The sequence below is a fragment of the Pseudoalteromonas sp. GW168-MNA-CIBAN-0100 genome, from assembly GCF_040309225.1.
In the GTDB taxonomy this organism is placed as follows: domain Bacteria; phylum Pseudomonadota; class Gammaproteobacteria; order Enterobacterales; family Alteromonadaceae; genus Pseudoalteromonas; species Pseudoalteromonas arctica.
Genome location: NZ_JBEOOL010000011.1, coordinates 83,892 through 100,255, shown reverse-complemented (window position 1 = coordinate 100,255; position 16,364 = coordinate 83,892). Strand labels below are relative to the sequence as shown.

12 protein-coding genes are annotated in these 16,364 nt (G+C 40.5%); 3 read left to right on the top strand and 9 right to left on the bottom strand.

Features of this window, described 5'->3' with window-relative positions; translation table 11 throughout:
* Positions 1-67 precede the first annotated feature (67 nt).
* The 4 genes from AAEY62_RS08915 to AAEY62_RS08900 form a co-directional block, all read right to left on the bottom strand.
* The gene (locus AAEY62_RS08915) at positions 68-1,135 is read right to left on the bottom strand and encodes a phosphotransferase enzyme family protein (RefSeq protein ID WP_101217270.1); all 1,068 of its coding nucleotides are present in this window, start codon (positions 1,133-1,135) and stop codon (positions 68-70) included.
* 21 nt (positions 1,136-1,156) lie between these two features.
* Positions 1,157-1,555 (bottom strand): 8-oxo-dGTP diphosphatase MutT, encoded by a 399-nt coding sequence (mutT, locus tag AAEY62_RS08910; RefSeq protein ID WP_010553815.1) that lies wholly within the window; start codon positions 1,553-1,555, stop codon positions 1,157-1,159.
* Positions 1,556-1,623: 68 nt separating this feature from the next.
* Positions 1,624-4,338, bottom strand: a complete 2,715-nt coding sequence (gene secA, locus AAEY62_RS08905) for a preprotein translocase subunit SecA (protein WP_007582061.1) — start codon at positions 4,336-4,338, stop codon at positions 1,624-1,626.
* Positions 4,339-4,709: 371 nt separating this feature from the next.
* The gene (locus AAEY62_RS08900; protein WP_350634824.1) at positions 4,710-6,737 is read right to left on the bottom strand and encodes a methyl-accepting chemotaxis protein; all 2,028 of its coding nucleotides are present in this window, start codon (positions 6,735-6,737) and stop codon (positions 4,710-4,712) included.
* A gap of 116 nt (positions 6,738-6,853) precedes the next feature.
* Here AAEY62_RS08900 and AAEY62_RS08895 point away from each other — a divergent pair, with 116 nt between their 5' ends.
* Positions 6,854-7,624 carry a Rossmann-fold NAD(P)-binding domain-containing protein gene (locus tag AAEY62_RS08895; RefSeq protein WP_008137681.1) on the top strand — a complete coding sequence of 257 codons (771 nt, stop codon included), beginning with the start codon at positions 6,854-6,856 and terminating at the stop codon, positions 7,622-7,624.
* Here AAEY62_RS08895 and hutH read toward each other — a convergent pair.
* The 3 genes from hutH to hutC form a co-directional block, all read right to left on the bottom strand.
* Complete coding sequence (gene hutH / locus AAEY62_RS08890) at positions 7,621-9,156, bottom strand: histidine ammonia-lyase (protein WP_024589901.1); 1,536 nt, start codon at positions 9,154-9,156, stop codon at positions 7,621-7,623. The genes AAEY62_RS08895 and hutH overlap by 4 nt on opposite strands.
* A gap of 2 nt (positions 9,157-9,158) precedes the next feature.
* Complete coding sequence (hutU, locus tag AAEY62_RS08885) at positions 9,159-10,832, bottom strand: urocanate hydratase (RefSeq protein WP_350634823.1); 1,674 nt, start codon at positions 10,830-10,832, stop codon at positions 9,159-9,161.
* Positions 10,833-10,898: 66 nt separating this feature from the next.
* The gene (gene hutC, locus AAEY62_RS08880) at positions 10,899-11,606 is read right to left on the bottom strand and encodes a histidine utilization transcriptional repressor HutC (RefSeq protein ID WP_007582045.1); all 708 of its coding nucleotides are present in this window, start codon (positions 11,604-11,606) and stop codon (positions 10,899-10,901) included.
* 119 nt (positions 11,607-11,725) lie between these two features.
* Here hutC and hutI point away from each other — a divergent pair, with 119 nt between their 5' ends.
* Both hutI and AAEY62_RS08870 read left to right on the top strand, forming a co-directional pair.
* Positions 11,726-12,973: an imidazolonepropionase gene (hutI, locus tag AAEY62_RS08875; RefSeq protein ID WP_350634822.1), complete on the top strand. Its 1,248-nt coding sequence runs from the start codon at positions 11,726-11,728 to the stop codon at positions 12,971-12,973.
* A gap of 120 nt (positions 12,974-13,093) precedes the next feature.
* Entirely contained in the window at positions 13,094-14,758 is a 1,665-nt protein-coding gene (locus tag AAEY62_RS08870; RefSeq protein WP_010553808.1) for a GGDEF domain-containing phosphodiesterase, read from the top strand.
* Here AAEY62_RS08870 and AAEY62_RS08865 read toward each other — a convergent pair.
* A complete protein-coding gene (locus tag AAEY62_RS08865; RefSeq protein ID WP_165735261.1) occupies positions 14,755-15,804 on the bottom strand; it encodes an arginase family protein in 1,050 nt (349 codons plus the stop codon). The genes AAEY62_RS08870 and AAEY62_RS08865 overlap by 4 nt on opposite strands.
* Position 15,805: 1 nt before the next feature.
* A complete protein-coding gene (rraA, locus tag AAEY62_RS08860; protein WP_007582040.1) occupies positions 15,806-16,297 on the bottom strand; it encodes a ribonuclease E activity regulator RraA in 492 nt (163 codons plus the stop codon).
* Between the last annotated feature and the right edge of the window lie 67 nt (positions 16,298-16,364).

Genomic DNA, 16,364 nt, shown 5'->3' with positions numbered 1-16,364 from the left:
AATTTAAATATCACCATGATTCAATACGTTAATAAATCTCTTAACCAGAGTTCAGGTTAAATAAGCTTTAGCTCATTAAGCATTGGTGCATCCATTTTTCGTTACTGAGTATGTTTTTATAAAGCGCGAGTTGGTTTTGTGCTCGCTCTAAATTATGCTCTGCATGAGCCACTTTAAAGTACACATCGTTATTTAAGTAATCAGTTAAAAAGCGCACACTTAACATGAGCGGCATTATTTTAGCGCCTAACAGCAGGCTTTCTTGTTCTTTTGTACTCATGCTGCTTTTTAATGGCGTTACATAGCCTTTAACAATGGCTGAAAATATATCTTTTCGAATAATAACGTTGTGTAAGTTTGTTGAATCCTCGGCTTCGGGGGAGCAGAAAGTGCGTACCATGTCGCCAAAATCATAAAGCCTAAATCCCGCCATGCAGGTATCTAAATCAATCACTGCTTTTGCTTTGTGAGTTGCACTACAAAACAGCATATTATTTATTTTTGTATCGTTATGACACACTCTAAGTGGTATCTGCTTAGCTATGCTATTAAGCTCGGTGATTAAATGTTGCTGCGATAAGCAATATTCTATTTCGTCAGCGCAGTGCTTTACTCTATTTACAGAGTTATTTGTGATTGCGATATTTAATTGCTCAAAGCGCATCGCTAAGTTGTGAAAATCAGGAATTACAGTATGTAGTTGTTGTGTATCAAAATCTTGTAATGCATGAGCGAATACGCCAAAGGCGTAAGCCGCTTGCTCGCTCTGTTGCGCATTTTTAACAACGTCTTCGCTGTAACTGTCATTAATATAGCTAAGGACGCGATAATGCGCGCTATCAATTTCTATTAAGTGTTCGTTGTTTTGTATGGCTATATGCTTAACTGTTTCAAGGGGGTAGTTGCTTTGTAGTTGTTTGGTATTTAAATGCTGCTCAATTAGTTTTGCATTACTTACTAACTGAGCAGGGTATTTAAATACCTCAGTATTAAGTTTTTGCACAATAAACTGTTTATCAATACACGTAAGTAGCCATGTACTATTTATATGGCCGCTACCAATCACACTAACTTGAGTTAACTCAGGATTTAATGCTAATTGTTCGCTTAGCTTATTTTGTATTGAGATGTTCATTGTGCTCACTTATGCCCTTTTTTATGCGTATCGGGCTACTATTTTCTCGATAATTTCAGCATTAGCTTCAGGAAAATCATAATTTTCTAATTCACTAATTGCTACCCATTCACTAGGTTGCCCTTCAGCGCCATGTGCTTCACCGCTAAAGTTACTTACTACGTGTACATCTAATTTAACGCACTTATCGCCGTAGTCATGTTCAATCACCATAAGTTGACTAGAGCTGTGAATTGTTAATCCAACTTCTTCAGTAAGCTCGCGTTTAAGTGCAACAAAAACACTTTCACCTGCTTCTACTTTGCCACCAGGAAATTCCCATAAACCGCCTTGATGTTGTTCATCTGCGCGTTTACAAATGAATATAGCGTTATTTTTCTTAATAACACCAACAGCTACATGTACAATTTCTATAGTCATTACTTTAAAACTCCATAAAAAAAAGCGACGCTAGCGCCGCTTTTTAATAAGCTAATAACAATACTGGGCTATTTTAATTTACCGCAACATTGTTTGAATTTTTGACCTGATTTACAAGGACAAGGGTCATTACGACCTACTTTTGGTTCTGTACGAGCCATTACAGTAGCTGTTTCTGGTGCTGGCGCTTCGCCACCTACTTGCTCAGCTTCTTCATGTTGGTATTCGCGAGGAGCATTTTCACTTTTACGGTGTTGCTCTTCTACTTTTTCAACATCTTCTTCTGCGCGTACTTGTACTTTACTTAGGATGCTTACAACATCTACTTTCAAGTTTTCAAGCATTTCAGAAAACAGCTCAAACGATTCACGCTTATACTCTTGCTTAGGATTCTTTTGCGCGTAACCACGTAAATGAATACCTTGACGTAAGTGATCCATAGCAGCAAGGTGATCTTTCCAATGCTGATCAAGACTTTGTAGCATAATCGCTTTTTCGAATTGACGTAAAACAGAATCGCCAACTTGCTCTTCTTTTTGCTTGTATGACTGCTCAACCGCCTGCTCAATACGCTCACGAAGTTTTTCTTCGTATAGTTTATTGTCATCTGCTAACCATTGAGTGATTGGCAACTCAAGTAAGAAGTCTTGTTTTAAACGCTCTTCAAGGCCAGGAATATCCCACATTTCAGCAAGGCTTTGCGGTGCAATGTACTGATCAATTACACTAGCAAGAACATCACCACGAATTGCTGTGATAGTCTCTGAAATATCGCCTTCTTCAAGTAGCTCATTACGTTGAGAGTAAACAACGCGACGTTGATCGTTTGCTACATCATCGTACTCAAGCAATTGCTTACGAACATCAAAGTTACGTGCTTCTACTTTACGCTGTGCATTTTCAATCGCACGGTTTACCCATGGATGTTCAATTGCTTCACCGCGTTGCATACCTAGTTTACGCATCATGTTAGTCATGCGTTCACCAGCGAAGATACGCATTAGTGCATCGTCCATCGATAGGTAGAAACGGCTAGAACCGGCGTCACCTTGACGACCAGAACGACCACGTAATTGGTTATCTATACGACGAGATTCGTGACGTTCAGTACCAATGATATGTAAACCGCCAGCATCAATTACCGCATCATGGCGAATTTTCCAAGCTGCTTTAATTTCAGCAATTTGCTCAGCAGTTGGGTTTTCAAGTTTTTCAACTTCACTGTTCCAGTTACCACCTAACACGATATCGGTACCACGACCGGCCATGTTGGTTGCAATTGTTACTGTACCTGGTAGGCCAGCATCTGAAACGATGTCAGCTTCTTGCGCATGAAATTTGGCATTAAGTACGTTGTGCTTAATTTTTTCTTTGCGTAAAAACTGTGATAAATACTCAGAGCTTTCAATTGAAATAGTACCTACAAGTACCGGTTGTCCGCGGTCTTGACAGTCTTTAATGTCAATTAAAATTGCTTCGTATTTTTCTTCTTGCGTTAGGTAAACTAAGTCGGCGCGATCATCACGAACCATTGGCTTATTAGTTGGCATAACAACAGTATCTAGGCCGTAGATAGATTGAAACTCAAAAGCTTCAGTATCGGCAGTACCTGTCATACCTGCTAATGTTTCGTATAAACGGAAGTAGTTTTGGAACGTAATAGATGCAAGTGTTTGGTTTTCGTTCTGAATATTTACACCTTCTTTAGCTTCAACAGCTTGGTGTAAACCTTCTGACCAACGACGACCTTCCATTGAACGACCAGTATGCTCATCGATAATGATTACTTCGTTTTCTTTTACTACGTAATCAACATCTTTTTGGTATAGCTTGTGGGCACGAAGGGCGGCATAAACGTGACTTAGTAGCGTAATGCTTGCTGCTGAGTAAAGCGAATCGCCTTCTTCAATTAAGCCGCGTTCAGTAAGTAGCTCTTCTACTTTAATTTGACCACGTTCTGTTAAATGAACTTGCTTAGACTTTTCATCAATAGTGTAATCGCCGTCGCCTTCAACACCTTCTTCGTCTTCTTTTTCTTGAAGTTCAAGTAAAGGAACGATGGTATTTATTTCAGTGTATAGCTCAGAGCTGTCCTCAGCTGGGCCTGAAATAATAAGCGGAGTACGCGCTTCATCAATTAAGATTGAATCCACTTCATCGACTACGGCATAAAATAATGGACGCTGAACACGTTCATCAATGCTAAAAGCCATATTATCGCGAAGGTAGTCAAAACCAAATTCGTTATTTGTACCGTACGTAATGTCAGCAGTATAAGCTAGCTTCTTCTGCTGTGGCATCATACCCGGTACGTTACAGCCTACAGTAAGGCCTAAAAATTCAAATAACGCACGGTTGGTTTCAGCATCACGTTTAGCAAGGTAGTCATTCACAGTAATTACGTGAACACCTTTGCCTGTTAAGCCGTTTAAATAAGCTGGTAGGGTAGCTGTTAGTGTTTTACCTTCACCGGTACGCATTTCTGCAATGCGACCTTGATGTAAAACCATACCACCTAATAACTGTACGTCGAAATGACGCATGCCATTTACACGCTTTGACGCTTCACGTACCACAGCAAAAGCTTCAGGTAGAATGTCGTCAAGGCCTTGTCCGTTATCGTAACGTTCTCTAAACTCAGCTGTTTTAGCTCTTAAATCTTCATCAGAAAGCGCTTCAAGTTGCGTTTCTAGCGCATTGATTAGCGCGACCGTCTTTCTTAAGTTTTTAATAGTGCGGTCATTGCGACTACCAAAAAGCTTGGTAAATAAATTAGATATCATGATAAAACCGTTACAATGTATTCTTTGTCAGCCGAGTATCGGCTAACCCATTTTTAACAATTGGTAATTAATATGTGCTTTTAAATAACACTTAGAACATATTAATTAGCAATATTGTATTAAACCGCTCAAAAAGCACTGTTTATTACGTGCGCTACTATACCAGACTCTGCCAAACAACAAACTATCTCAATAAAAAGATCTGTGTATAAAATCGAAAAATTTGATCTGGTTCGTAAAAATAACTTTGTATTACTCAATTACAGTAAAAATAGTAGCGAACTGTAAAGATATGGTGCTAAATAAATTAAAAACAAGGGTTATAGCTGCGCTTAAGTTTGACGCTTAAACACAGCTATTAAATGAGTGTTTTATAATTTAAATTGGTTAACCGTTTTGTTAAGTGCTGCAGCTAAATCACTTAAGTCACGAGCTTCGTCAGCGAGGGTGTGCGCATGGTCAGCGGTACTGTTCACTAAGTTATTAATTGCCGAAAGGCTCGTATTAATATCTTCAGCTACGACTGTTTGCTCCTCAGTTGACGTGGCTATTTGATGACTTTGGTCTTGTACTTTAGTGACCGACTGCGCAATATTGTGAAGTGAGCTAAGTACTTCTTTAGTTTGCAGTACTGAGCCCTCGGTTTGATCTTGTCCTTGTTGCATCATCACTGAGGCCTGTTGAGCTATTTGCTGCAAGCGCGAAATCATATTACGAATATCGTCAGTTGATTCTTGTGTGCGACTTGCTAGTGAGCGTACTTCATCAGCAACAACGGCAAAGCCTCGACCGTGTTCACCGGCACGAGCTGCCTCTATAGCCGCATTAAGTGCAAGTAAGTTGGTTTGATCGGCAATTGAATTAATTACATCGACTAATGCGCCAATATTATTACTTTCTTGCTCAAGGCCTGCTACCACTTTAGATGCTTCGCCAATATGCAACGCCAGTTCAGTCATTACTTTTTGCGCCTGTGTAGAACGGCTAGCACCTTCAGCTGTAATTGCCTGAACTTCTTCAGCTGCGTTATTTGTATGTTGTGCATTACGTGATATTTCAAGCACAGTAGTCGCCATTTCAGTTACCGCGGCGCTGACGCTATCAACTTGCTGCTTCTCTTGCTGAATTTCAGAATTAGTTTGCTCAGAAACATGTCTTAGCTGAGCTGCTGCATTACTTAGCTGTTCTGCTTGCGCTGCGGTATCAAGCATCATGGCGCGTAATTTATCAATAAAAGTGTTCATATGATTGGCCAGCTGTCCCACTTCATCTTGGCTATTAATATCAATTTTTTGAGTAAGGTCGCCTTCGCCCGATGCTATATCACGCATAATGTGCGTAAGTGTTGTGATAGGTTTTGAAATCATATGGGTAGCCCATAAAATCATGGCTAATATAATAATTAAGATAATAACTACTGCAGTTGTTGTTGCGGTTACTGCGGCATTTACGGGCTCTTCAATCATGCTAGTAGGAATAAGTAGACCTACATACCAATCTATATAAGGCTGATCTAGCTGTAAGCGATGGTAAACCACATAAAACTGCTCACCTTTAAAAGTAACCATTTGGCTGCCTTTAAGGTTATTTCGCATTTGTGTATTTAATTCTTTAAAGCCTGCTGTATCTGTAAATTGTTGCTCAAGCGCATCGAGTCCTTCTTTACCGTTTACACCTTCATCTGTAATTGAAAGTTTGTGTCCAGTGGCTTTTGAAAAGTGAACTACTTTTTGATTTCCATCGAGTAAAAATCCATAACCTTGGCCGTTAAAGCGAATATTTTCGACCATGTCGTTAATTTTGTTTAGTTGTAAATCAACACCGCCCATACCAATGAGTTTACGCTGTGCGTTATAAACAGGTTGTTGTACTACTGCGGATGCTACGCCTGTGGTTAAATCAACAGAGATTGGACCTACGTAAAGTTTGTTAACTTGCATGGCTTCTTGCCACCAACCACGCTTGTAGGCGTAATAAGGCTGGCCGTTGTAGTGACTTGTACGTTCATTTTCTTTAAAGTATTCACCGGTGGTTGCTGAGGCAAAAAAGGCCGATAAAATGTTTTCGTCATTTGAGCTTAAACGGACAAAGTCTTGGTTTACTTCGTTGTAGCCAGGGGCGCTTTCAAGTGCTTGATCGCGAGTATCCCAATTTTCAAAAAAGTTGATTAAATGTGGGTTATTAACAAAGGTTGATACCATTTTTCCGTACATCGCAAAGTAACTTTGCATTGAAAGTTGCTCGGTCTGTAGATAACTTTGCGCTTCATTTTCTATGTTTTCTCTAGAGAGGTTGGCAATGTGTTTAACAAAAAATGTTGAGGCAATAATTAGTAAAACGGTAATTGTTCCACCAATCAATAATAATATTTTCTTCCGTAATGATAAATTATTTAGCATGAGTACGCATATTTTTATTATTTATGAAATTATATCTAATCATATCTTACTTAAAATCTCTATAAAGTTAGATAGAAAGAACTAATTATGCGTTTAAAATAAAGGCTTATACAAAAATGACAAATAAAAGTAATAAATTAGTAGTATTAGGTGCAGGTTGGTTAGGACATGCGTTATGCGTAAGTGCGCAAAAAGCTGATTGGCAAGTACAAGGAACGCATAGAACAGATATACACGAGTTTGACTTTGAGCGTCAGTTTACACTTGAAGATGGGCAATTAAGACATCAAGTTGATTTACAAAATGCTTATTGGGTATGTGCTATTCCACCACGTAGCAGGCACAGTGAAAGTAATTATCCTGAAACACTCACCGCAGCGCTTAAGCTTTCAAAGGAGTTAAACGCAAAGGGCTTTTTATTATGCTCGTCAACCGGGGTATACGATCAAGAGCCTGGTGTATATAGCGAAAGTTGCGATATTTCATGCACAAACGAGCGCCAAATAAAGCTCTATGAGGCAGAAGAGCAAGTACTTGAGCAAGACGGGAAAGTGCTGCGTTTAGCTGGATTACTAGGGCCTAATAGAGAACCTGGTCGTTTTGTGGCAGGCAAAGAGCTTAATACATCAAGTGAGCAAGTAGTAAATATGGTGCACCAACAAGATGTAATTAATGCTATCTTTGCGGTGATAGAGCACTGGCAAGTAGGGCAAAATATTTATAATGTTGTTAATCCTGCGCACCCGACAAAAGCTGAATACTACGCAGTGAAGTGTGCAGAACATGGTGGCGAGTTACCACGCTTTACCAGTGATGATAAAGCTGAGCGCAAAGTTATTGGCTCAGCTATTGAAGCGCTAGGCTTTACTTACCAATATGGTATTTAATATGCTGAAGGCAGGGGACTGCTCTCTATGAAGTCGCATAGCTTACCTTCACTTAGTAATGTATTAGCAGCTTCGATATCGGGAGCAAAGTAGCGGTCTTTATCATAATAACTCACATGCTCGCGTAATAACGCTTTAGCGCTTTGCACTTTATTTGATGGTTCAAGCGGCTTTCTAAATTCTAGCCCTTGAACCGATGCTAACCATTCTATTGCCAAAACACCTTGGGTATTATTGGCCATTTCATCTAAGCGCCTTGCTGCAAAGGTTGCCATAGATACATGATCTTCTTGATTTGCAGATGTAGGCAAGCTATCGACCGAAGCCGGATGTGCTAATGATTTGTTTTCTGACGCAAGCGCAGCAGCGGTTACTTGAGCAATCATAAAACCTGAATTTACCCCGCCGTTTTCAACCAAAAATGGCGGTAACTTAGATAGGTTTGAGTCAATAAGTAATGCAATTCGTCTTTCTGCTAAAGCACCAATTTCGGCAATCGCAATAGCGAGGTTATCGGCAGCCATTGCAACGGGTTCTGCATGAAAATTCCCTCCAGAAATGATGTCGCCTACATCGGCAAAAACTAGCGGATTATCGGTTACACCGTTTGACTCGCATAGCAACACTTCTGCGGCTTGGCGTATCTGAGTTAGGCAAGCACCTAGCACTTGAGGTTGGCAGCGAAGGCAGTATGGATCTTGTACTTTTTCACAATTGACGTGGGAATCACTAATTTGAGAGTGCGTATCGAGTAGCTCTCTAAATACTTGAGCGGTGTCTATTTGTCCGCGCTGACCACGAATATCATGAATACGTGCATCAAATGGCGCGCGACTGCCCATTGCAGCTTCTATGCTTATCGAGCCGATAACGCAGCTTTGTGCATATAAGTTCTCGCTTCTAAATAGGCCTTGTAGTGCAAACGCAGTTGACGCTTGTGTGCCATTTAATAATGCTAAGCCTTCTTTAGCTGCAAGGGTAAGAGGTTCAAGCCCCGCTATTTTTAACCCTTGTGCTGCACTAATTATTTTTCCTTTATGTCGCATTTGACCTTCAGCTAATAAAGGTAGGCACATATGCGCAAGAGGGGCTAAATCCCCCGATGCCCCCACGGAGCCCTTTTTAGGCACGCACGGATATACTTCGCTACTAAGCAGCTGCATAAAAAATTGGATTACTTGCAGGCGAATACCCGAGTAGCCGCGCGAAAGCGAGTTTACTTTTAAGGTGATCATTAACCTTACTGTGCTGTCATCCATGTATTCGCCAATGCCTGCAGCGTGTGAAAGCACAATGGAGCGCTGTAATAATTCAAGTTCGTCGTCGGCTATTTTGGTATTAGCTAATAACCCAAAGCCGGTGTTAATCCCGTATACAGTGCGGTGCTCATTAATAACGTTTTGAACGGTTTGTGCGCTGGCAGCTATTTGTGATTCAGCATGCTGTACAAGGCTTAACTTTACTGGTGAATTATTAATTTTTCTTAGCGTGTTTAAATTAAGTGAGCCTGGAGTGAGAGTAAGTTCGAACATGATTATTCCTTGTCTAACATAGGTAGGTCTAAATTTTGTTCTTTGGCGCAGTTCTTTGCTATGTCGTATCCAGCATCAGCATGGCGCATTACACCCGTTGCAGGGTCGTTCCAAAGTACGCGAGCAATACGCTCTTTAGCTTCATTTGTACCATCGGCAACAATAACCACACCAGAGTGCTGACTAAACCCCATACCTACACCGCCACCATGATGAAGAGACACCCAAGTAGCGCCACTTGCCGTATTAAGCAGTGCATTGAGTAATGGCCAGTCCGATACCGCATCTGAGCCATCTTTCATACTTTCTGTTTCGCGGTTAGGGCTGGCAACTGAGCCCGAGTCGAGGTGGTCACGACCAATAACGATAGGGGCTTTAAGTTCGCCATTTTTAACCATTTCGTTAAAGGCCAATGCAAGGCGTGCTCTATCTTTTAAACCTACCCAACAAATACGTGCAGGTAGCCCTTGAAATTGAATGCGTTCACGCGCCATATCAAGCCAATTATGTAAATGTGCATCATCAGGAATAAGCTCTTTTACTTTTGCATCGGTTTTATAAATATCTTCTGGATCGCCCGATAATGCTACCCATCTAAATGGGCCAATACCTTCACAAAATAAAGGGCGAATATAGGCGGGTACAAACCCAGGAAAATCAAACGCGTTGGTAACACCTTCATCAAACGCCATTTGACGAATATTATTTCCGTAATCAGTAGTGGCGGCACCCGCTTTTTGCAGCGCCAGCATGGCTCTAACTTGGACTGCCATTGATTGTTTAGCCGCTTTTACTACCGCTTTTGGATCTTGCTCACGCATTTTTGCTGCGTGCTCCATTGTCCAGTTTTGTGGTAAGTAACCATTTAATGGATCGTGAGCTGATGTTTGATCTGTAACTACATCAGGTGTAATACCTGTTTTAACCAGTGTACTAAATACATCGGCAGCGTTACCAAGTAGGCCAACTGATAGGGCTTCACCTTTTATGCACGCGTCGGTTATTAATTGCAGTGCGTGTTCAAGGTTCGTTGCTTTTACATCAACGTAGCCTGTTTTTATACGAAAATCGATACGGCTTTCATCACATTCAACAACTAGCGCACTAAACCCTGCCATTGTAGCGGCAAGTGGTTGCGCACCGCCCATACCTCCAAGGCCACCCGTTAATACCCACTTGCCTTTAGCACTGCCTGAAAAATGTTGCTTTGCCATGGCTATAAAGGTCTCGTAAGTACCTTGTACAATGCCTTGCGAGCCAATATAAATCCAAGAACCCGCTGTCATTTGCCCGTACATCATCAAGCCTTTTTTATCGAGCTCGTTAAAGTGCTCCCAATTCGCCCAGTGTGGAACAAGGTTTGAGTTGGCAATAAGTACACGAGGGGCATTACTGTGGGTTTTAAATACACCAACGGGTTTTCCTGATTGTACAAGCAGAGTTTCGTCGTTTTCGAGTCTATCGAGGGTTTCTATAATTTTGTCATAACTTGGCCAATCACGAGCTGCTCGGCCAATACCACCATATACAACAAGTGCATGAGGATGTTCTGCAACTTCAGGGTCTAGATTATTCATTAGCATGCGCTTAGCAGCTTCAGTTTGCCAGCTTTTAGCACTTATTTTATCGCCATGAGGTGCGCGTATTACGCGACTTGTGTCGAGTCGGTTGTTCATATTTTGCTCCTGTTGTATATACAAGGTGATTTGTTATAAAAAAAGCGCAGTAAGCGCTATTGTTTGTTATTTTTTAAATGTTAAGTGTCCACCTAAGCGATATTTACTGCCTGGTGATACAAGGCGCGCAAAGCTTACAATGCCATTAATAGACCATGTGCGTCGAATAACTTGTAAGCATGGCTCTTCGTTATATAAATTTAACCATTGGCACATTTCGCTGTTTGGCATAATAGCCTCTACGGTATGCCTCGCTTGGGTAAGTGGTGCAACACTAGATAGATACTCATGAGGTGTAAGCGTGCTAAAGTCTTGTTGTAAGTAACCAGCCGCAAGCGCAGGGTTTACAAAACGCTCTTCTAGCTGCAAGGGGCTGTCGTTTTCGTTATGCACGAGTACACTTCGATATACAACACTGTCAATCTCAACACCAAGCGCAATGGCAATAGGTGCGACTGCATTTATTGATTCAAGTATGAGTACACTACAGGTGTAGTTGCCGTTACGTTCTTTTACTTCATCAGCAATGTTTTTTATTTCGAGTAACGATGACTGCGATTTAAATGTGGCTACAAATGTACCTAACCCTTGGCTGCGGGTTAAAATACCTGCCTCGGTTAATTCGCTTAGTGCTCGGCGGGCTGTCATTCTGCTGACACTAAATTGACTACTTAGTTCGTTTTCAGAGGGAACACGTTGGTTTTCTTGCCACGTACCGCTGCGAATTTTATCAACAATGAATTGTTTTATTTGCGCAAATTTAGGTGTCGTCATTAAATTTATGGTTACATTAAAAATAAACTATATAAATAAGATGACACAATTATCTTGTATATACAAGATGGGTTGTTAGACTATATTTTCATCACTCTGGGCGTAAAAAGGGCTGCAAAATGCAAAGTACAACAAAAAATTATGAGTTAGAAGAAATCGACTTACTTTTAACTGATGCCAATATTGCCACTATGGATAGCAATATAAATGCCCCTTATGGCGCAATCGAAAATGCTGCTATAGCTATTAAAAATGGTAAAATTGCGTGGATTGGAGAGCAATCAACGTTGCCCAGTTTTGATGTGTTTGCAACGCCGACATTGAGTATAAAAGGGCAGTGGTTAACGCCGGGCTTAATAGATTGTCATACGCATCTAGTGTTTGCAGGTTCAAGATCGCAAGAGTTTGAGCAGCGCTTGCAGGGGGTAAGTTATGAGCAAATTGCGGCACAAGGCGGTGGCATAGCAAGTACGGTTAAAGCGACGAGAGCAGCCGACCGTGAACAATTGTTTGTTGATGCAAAAGATCGCTTAAATACGTTGTTAAAAGAAGGTGTAACCACCGTTGAAATAAAGTCGGGCTATGGGCTAGATACTGAAAACGAGATAAAAATATTAGAAGTAGCTCGTTTATTAGGTGAGCATCATCCTATTGATATTAAAACTACTTTTTTAGGGGCGCATGCTCTACCGCCTGAATACAAAGGCCGTGCTGATGAATATATTGATTTGGTATGTACTGACATGCTTGATCAGGTAGTGGCTAATAATCTTGCTGATGCAGTCGATGTATTTTGTGAAAATGTAGGCTTTAGTTATTCGCAAACCAAACGTGTTTTCCAGGCGGCTAAAAAGCATAACCTCCCAGTAAAATGCCATGCTGAGCAGTTATCTAATCAACATGGTGCTGAGCTGGTGGCGCAGTTCAATGGCCTTTCGGCAGATCATATTGAGCATCTTGATGAAGAGGGTGTAAAAGCCATGGCAAACGCTGGGACGGTCGCGGTGTTATTGCCCGGTGCATTTTATTTTTTAAGAGAAACTAAATTCCCACCTATTGAGTTACTTAATCAATATAAAGTACCTATAGCTATTGCGAGTGATTTTAATCCTGGCACTTCACCGCTGTGCTCAGTGCACTTGATGATGAATATGGCATGCACATTGTTTAGATTAACACCCGAGCAAGCATTGGCAGGTGTTACTCGCAATGCTGCTAAAGCACTAGGGTTAGACGACCGTGGTATTTTAAAGGTTGGTGCAAGAGCTGATATTGCGCATTGGCAAATAAGTCATCCATCACAATTAAGTTACCAATTTGGCGTAAATAAACTGTTAAATTTATGGATTTTGGGTAGAATTAACTAATTTGTATTATTTTTACCCACATATAATCTGGTTTAAACTTTTTTAGCGAATACGGATGCCGTTAATTTGAACATACTAACCGACAGTAACTTCCCAATATTTTTTAGTGGTGCACTATTGATGGCGATGATTGCCACTTTATTTGCCGTTAAAAATGCCAGTATTAAATTTAGCTATTTATGCACAGCAGCTGTTGGTTTGGCTATTTTGAGCACAGGCGCAGCTTGGCTTGCCATTTTACTTGCCTTTGGATTTTGTTTTCATTTATGGCAAGCCTTCGAGCGAAATAATTGGAGCATGATTATTACCAGCTCAATGGCTGGTCTTTTATTTGTTGTTCTATTTTCAGCTCATTTATTATTGGAAGTTCCGTTATTTTGGGTTGTGTTAGCAATATTATTATTAGCTATTGTTGGCTTTTTAAATGACGAAAGCGCTGAAATAGAAGTCGTGATAGAGCCAGAACCTACAGGTGATACATTTATAGAAGAGTCTCCGCTTTCGGTTTTTGCAGATAGAAAACAGTTACGCCAAGGTTACTATGCATGGTGCGACAATAAGCAAGTAAGTGCAGCGTTAATCGTTATTCGTCTTGAAGGATTTGAGCAAGTTAACCAGCATATAGGACGCGACTTTGGCGATATACTGTTAGCGCAATCGGCTAATCGAATAAAAGAGCTACTTTCAAGTGACGAAATAGTGACTTTAACTGGGCAAGAAAAGCTAGCCCACTTAGGGGGCCTTAACTTTGCATTTATTTGTAGTTTCGCGAATCAAAAACATTTACATGAGTTGGTTATTGAACAAATACTGGGTGCAACGCTTAAGCCATTTAATGTTGCTAACTGCACTGTAGAGGTAAAAGCGAGGGCGAGTTATGTTGATTGTAATGAGCAAGACAACAACTTTGATAATTTAATATCGTACGCATACCTAGCACTCGATAGCCACCCAAATCGCAAGGTTGTGCCTTATCATCAACAAATGATGATTGAACTGCGAGAGCAACAAGCGCGACTAAAAGAATTAGCAAATATTGATTTTTCGAGCGAGTTAGAGCTTTATTTTCAACCTATAATTTGTAACGAAAACGGTCAAATTGAGTTTTTAGAATTACTACTGCGTTGGCAGCATCCTAAGCAAGGAATTTTATCTGCTAATCGTTTTATTGACGACATAAGAATAGCAGGGCTTGGTTACCCGCTTGCTAAATTTGTAATGGAGAGAGCCGCTGAACTTGCAATGGCGCTTAGAGTAGAAGGTATTTCTATACCGCTTAGCATTAACGTATTTGGCCCTGAAATGCTAAATGAAGAGTTTGTTGAATTTGTTGATGTTGTTATAAATGAACATCACTTAGAGGCGGGAGACTTAATTGTTGAATGCCCTTTACATATTTTTGCTGGTTTAGATGACAAAGGCCGAGGCATGATCGCAAGGCTTAATAACATAGGCTTAAAAGTATGTGTGGATGGACTTGGTGATAATCCAGTACTACTTTCTAAGTTACCAAGTTTAGCGGTTGAGTATATTAAGGTTTCACCTTCACTTACCGCTGACTTTAGTAATCAAAACAATATACGCAGTTTAGTTGGTGGAATGGTTGATATGCATAGCCAACAAAAAACAAAAGTAATTTTTGAAGGAGTAGAAACACTTGAACAACTTAAGTTTGTAAAAAGCTTAAAAGGTTATGCTGCACAAGGTTATTACTTTGGTCATCCGCTAAGTAGTATCGGTTTAATGAGCTGGCTAAAAGAGTGGCGATCGGTTCAACAACGTTAAGTGTTTTCTTTGGCTTGTAGGTAGCTATTTACAAGTGCACTAATCACTTGCCCTACATGGGCAGCTCCGGCCTCAACTCCGTTAGGGTGCTGGCTAGGCGCTGCTTCACATAAGTGTAAGTACTTAGAGTGGCGATGGCTTGCAGCTAAATGCACAAAGTGCTCAGTGTCACTCACACTAAATCCGCAATATGTATACGCACTAACTGGCATATAAGTAATACTATCTAAATCAACTTCAACACCCAGTGGTAAATCATTAAAATTACTTAGTGCATTTTCAATTGCCTGCGTTAGTGTAATTTTTCGCTTAACTTGTATAGATTGATAGCTATCAAACTTAAAGTTAGCTTCACTCATTGCATCTATAATTGCTTGATTATTTTTTAATTCATGTAAGCCAATAACATGGTAATTACTTAAATGTTGCTCGTTATACGCGTAGCGAAAACCATTACCACTATGGCGACCTTCACATTCTCTAAAATCGGCATGAGGGTCAAAATTGATAGCATTAACAGGCGTGTTTTTTGACTTACTTAGCGCGCGAATAATACCTAAGCAATTATTGTGACCTCCGCCAATGACGATTGGCTCAAGCCCTGCTTTAAAAATAAGGCTTAATACTGACTCTACGCGTTCATCAAGTTGTTGGCATAAATCTCGTAATTGAGTTAACTGCTGGGCTTGCTGATTATTAAGTTGGTTGCTTTGCGCCATTAAATCATCAGTATTTACTTCACCCAATAAAAGTACTTTTTGAGTGGCAATAAATTGATTATGAGGTTGGTTTAAAAAACGTTTTAAAAAAGCAGGCCATGCTTCGTTTGCACCGCCATTTCCTAAATTGGCTTTTGGGCCAATATCTTCGCAAATACCAAGAAGTACGTAGCGAATGCCAAATTGAGCTGCGTCAATAAGTGCTTGTTGCAGGTTTACTTGAGTGTCTAGCAAGGCCATTGATTGCCATGCTTTTTTTTCATTTACGCGGTTAGAGCAAAGTGCTCTAACCGCGCTTTCATCATATACTTTTAAATGGGAGGTCACGTTATACTTCTACAACTTCCAATTCTTCTGCAGATAAAACAATGCCAGTACTATCGGCATAAATAAAGTCATCATCAAAAAATGATACACCGGCAAAGTTAACGCCTATAGCATCCTCGCCAGCACCTTCACTGTCAGCTGCAACAGGAATGGAAGCAATTGCTTGAATGCCTAAATCAAGTTCTTCAAGCTCATCAACGTGGCGTACTGCGCCGTAAACAACAATACCATTCCAGTTATTTTCAAGTGCAAGTTCGGCCAATTCAATATCAATAAGTGCACGGCGAGTTGAGCCACCACCGTCAATAAGAAGCACTAAGTCTGTACCGTCTTGAGAAAGTAATTCGCGGATCAGTTCATTATTTTCAAAACATTTAACCGTTTTAATGCGGCCACCAAAGCTGTGTCGACCACCAAAGTTGATGAACATTGGCTCTAGCACGTCAACCACATCAGCAAAGTGGTCACATAAATCAGAAGTGCTGTAATCCATTATTTTATCCTCAAAAGGTACATTAATTTATACCTCAGTATACCCTCCTTATAAGCAATAACAACGA

What these genes read in the sequence shown, in the direction of transcription:
- AAEY62_RS08915 (WP_101217270.1), bottom strand. Translation starts at nt 1,135, where the DNA reads ATGAACATCTCAATACAAAATAAGCTAAGCGAACAATTAGCATTAAAT.
- mutT (WP_010553815.1), bottom strand. Translation starts at nt 1,555, where the DNA reads ATGACTATAGAAATTGTACATGTAGCTGTTGGTGTTATTAAGAAAAAT.
- secA (WP_007582061.1), bottom strand. Translation starts at nt 4,338, where the DNA reads ATGATATCTAATTTATTTACCAAGCTTTTTGGTAGTCGCAATGACCGC.
- AAEY62_RS08900 (WP_350634824.1), bottom strand. Translation starts at nt 6,737, where the DNA reads ATGCTAAATAATTTATCATTACGGAAGAAAATATTATTATTGATTGGT.
- AAEY62_RS08895 (WP_008137681.1), top strand. Translation starts at nt 6,854, where the DNA reads ATGACAAATAAAAGTAATAAATTAGTAGTATTAGGTGCAGGTTGGTTA.
- hutH (WP_024589901.1), bottom strand. Translation starts at nt 9,156, where the DNA reads ATGTTCGAACTTACTCTCACTCCAGGCTCACTTAATTTAAACACGCTA.
- hutU (WP_350634823.1), bottom strand. Translation starts at nt 10,832, where the DNA reads ATGAACAACCGACTCGACACAAGTCGCGTAATACGCGCACCTCATGGC.
- hutC (WP_007582045.1), bottom strand. Translation starts at nt 11,606, where the DNA reads ATGACGACACCTAAATTTGCGCAAATAAAACAATTCATTGTTGATAAA.
- hutI (WP_350634822.1), top strand. Translation starts at nt 11,726, where the DNA reads ATGCAAAGTACAACAAAAAATTATGAGTTAGAAGAAATCGACTTACTT.
- AAEY62_RS08870 (WP_010553808.1), top strand. Translation starts at nt 13,094, where the DNA reads ATGGCGATGATTGCCACTTTATTTGCCGTTAAAAATGCCAGTATTAAA.
- rraA (WP_007582040.1), bottom strand. Translation starts at nt 16,297, where the DNA reads ATGGATTACAGCACTTCTGATTTATGTGACCACTTTGCTGATGTGGTT.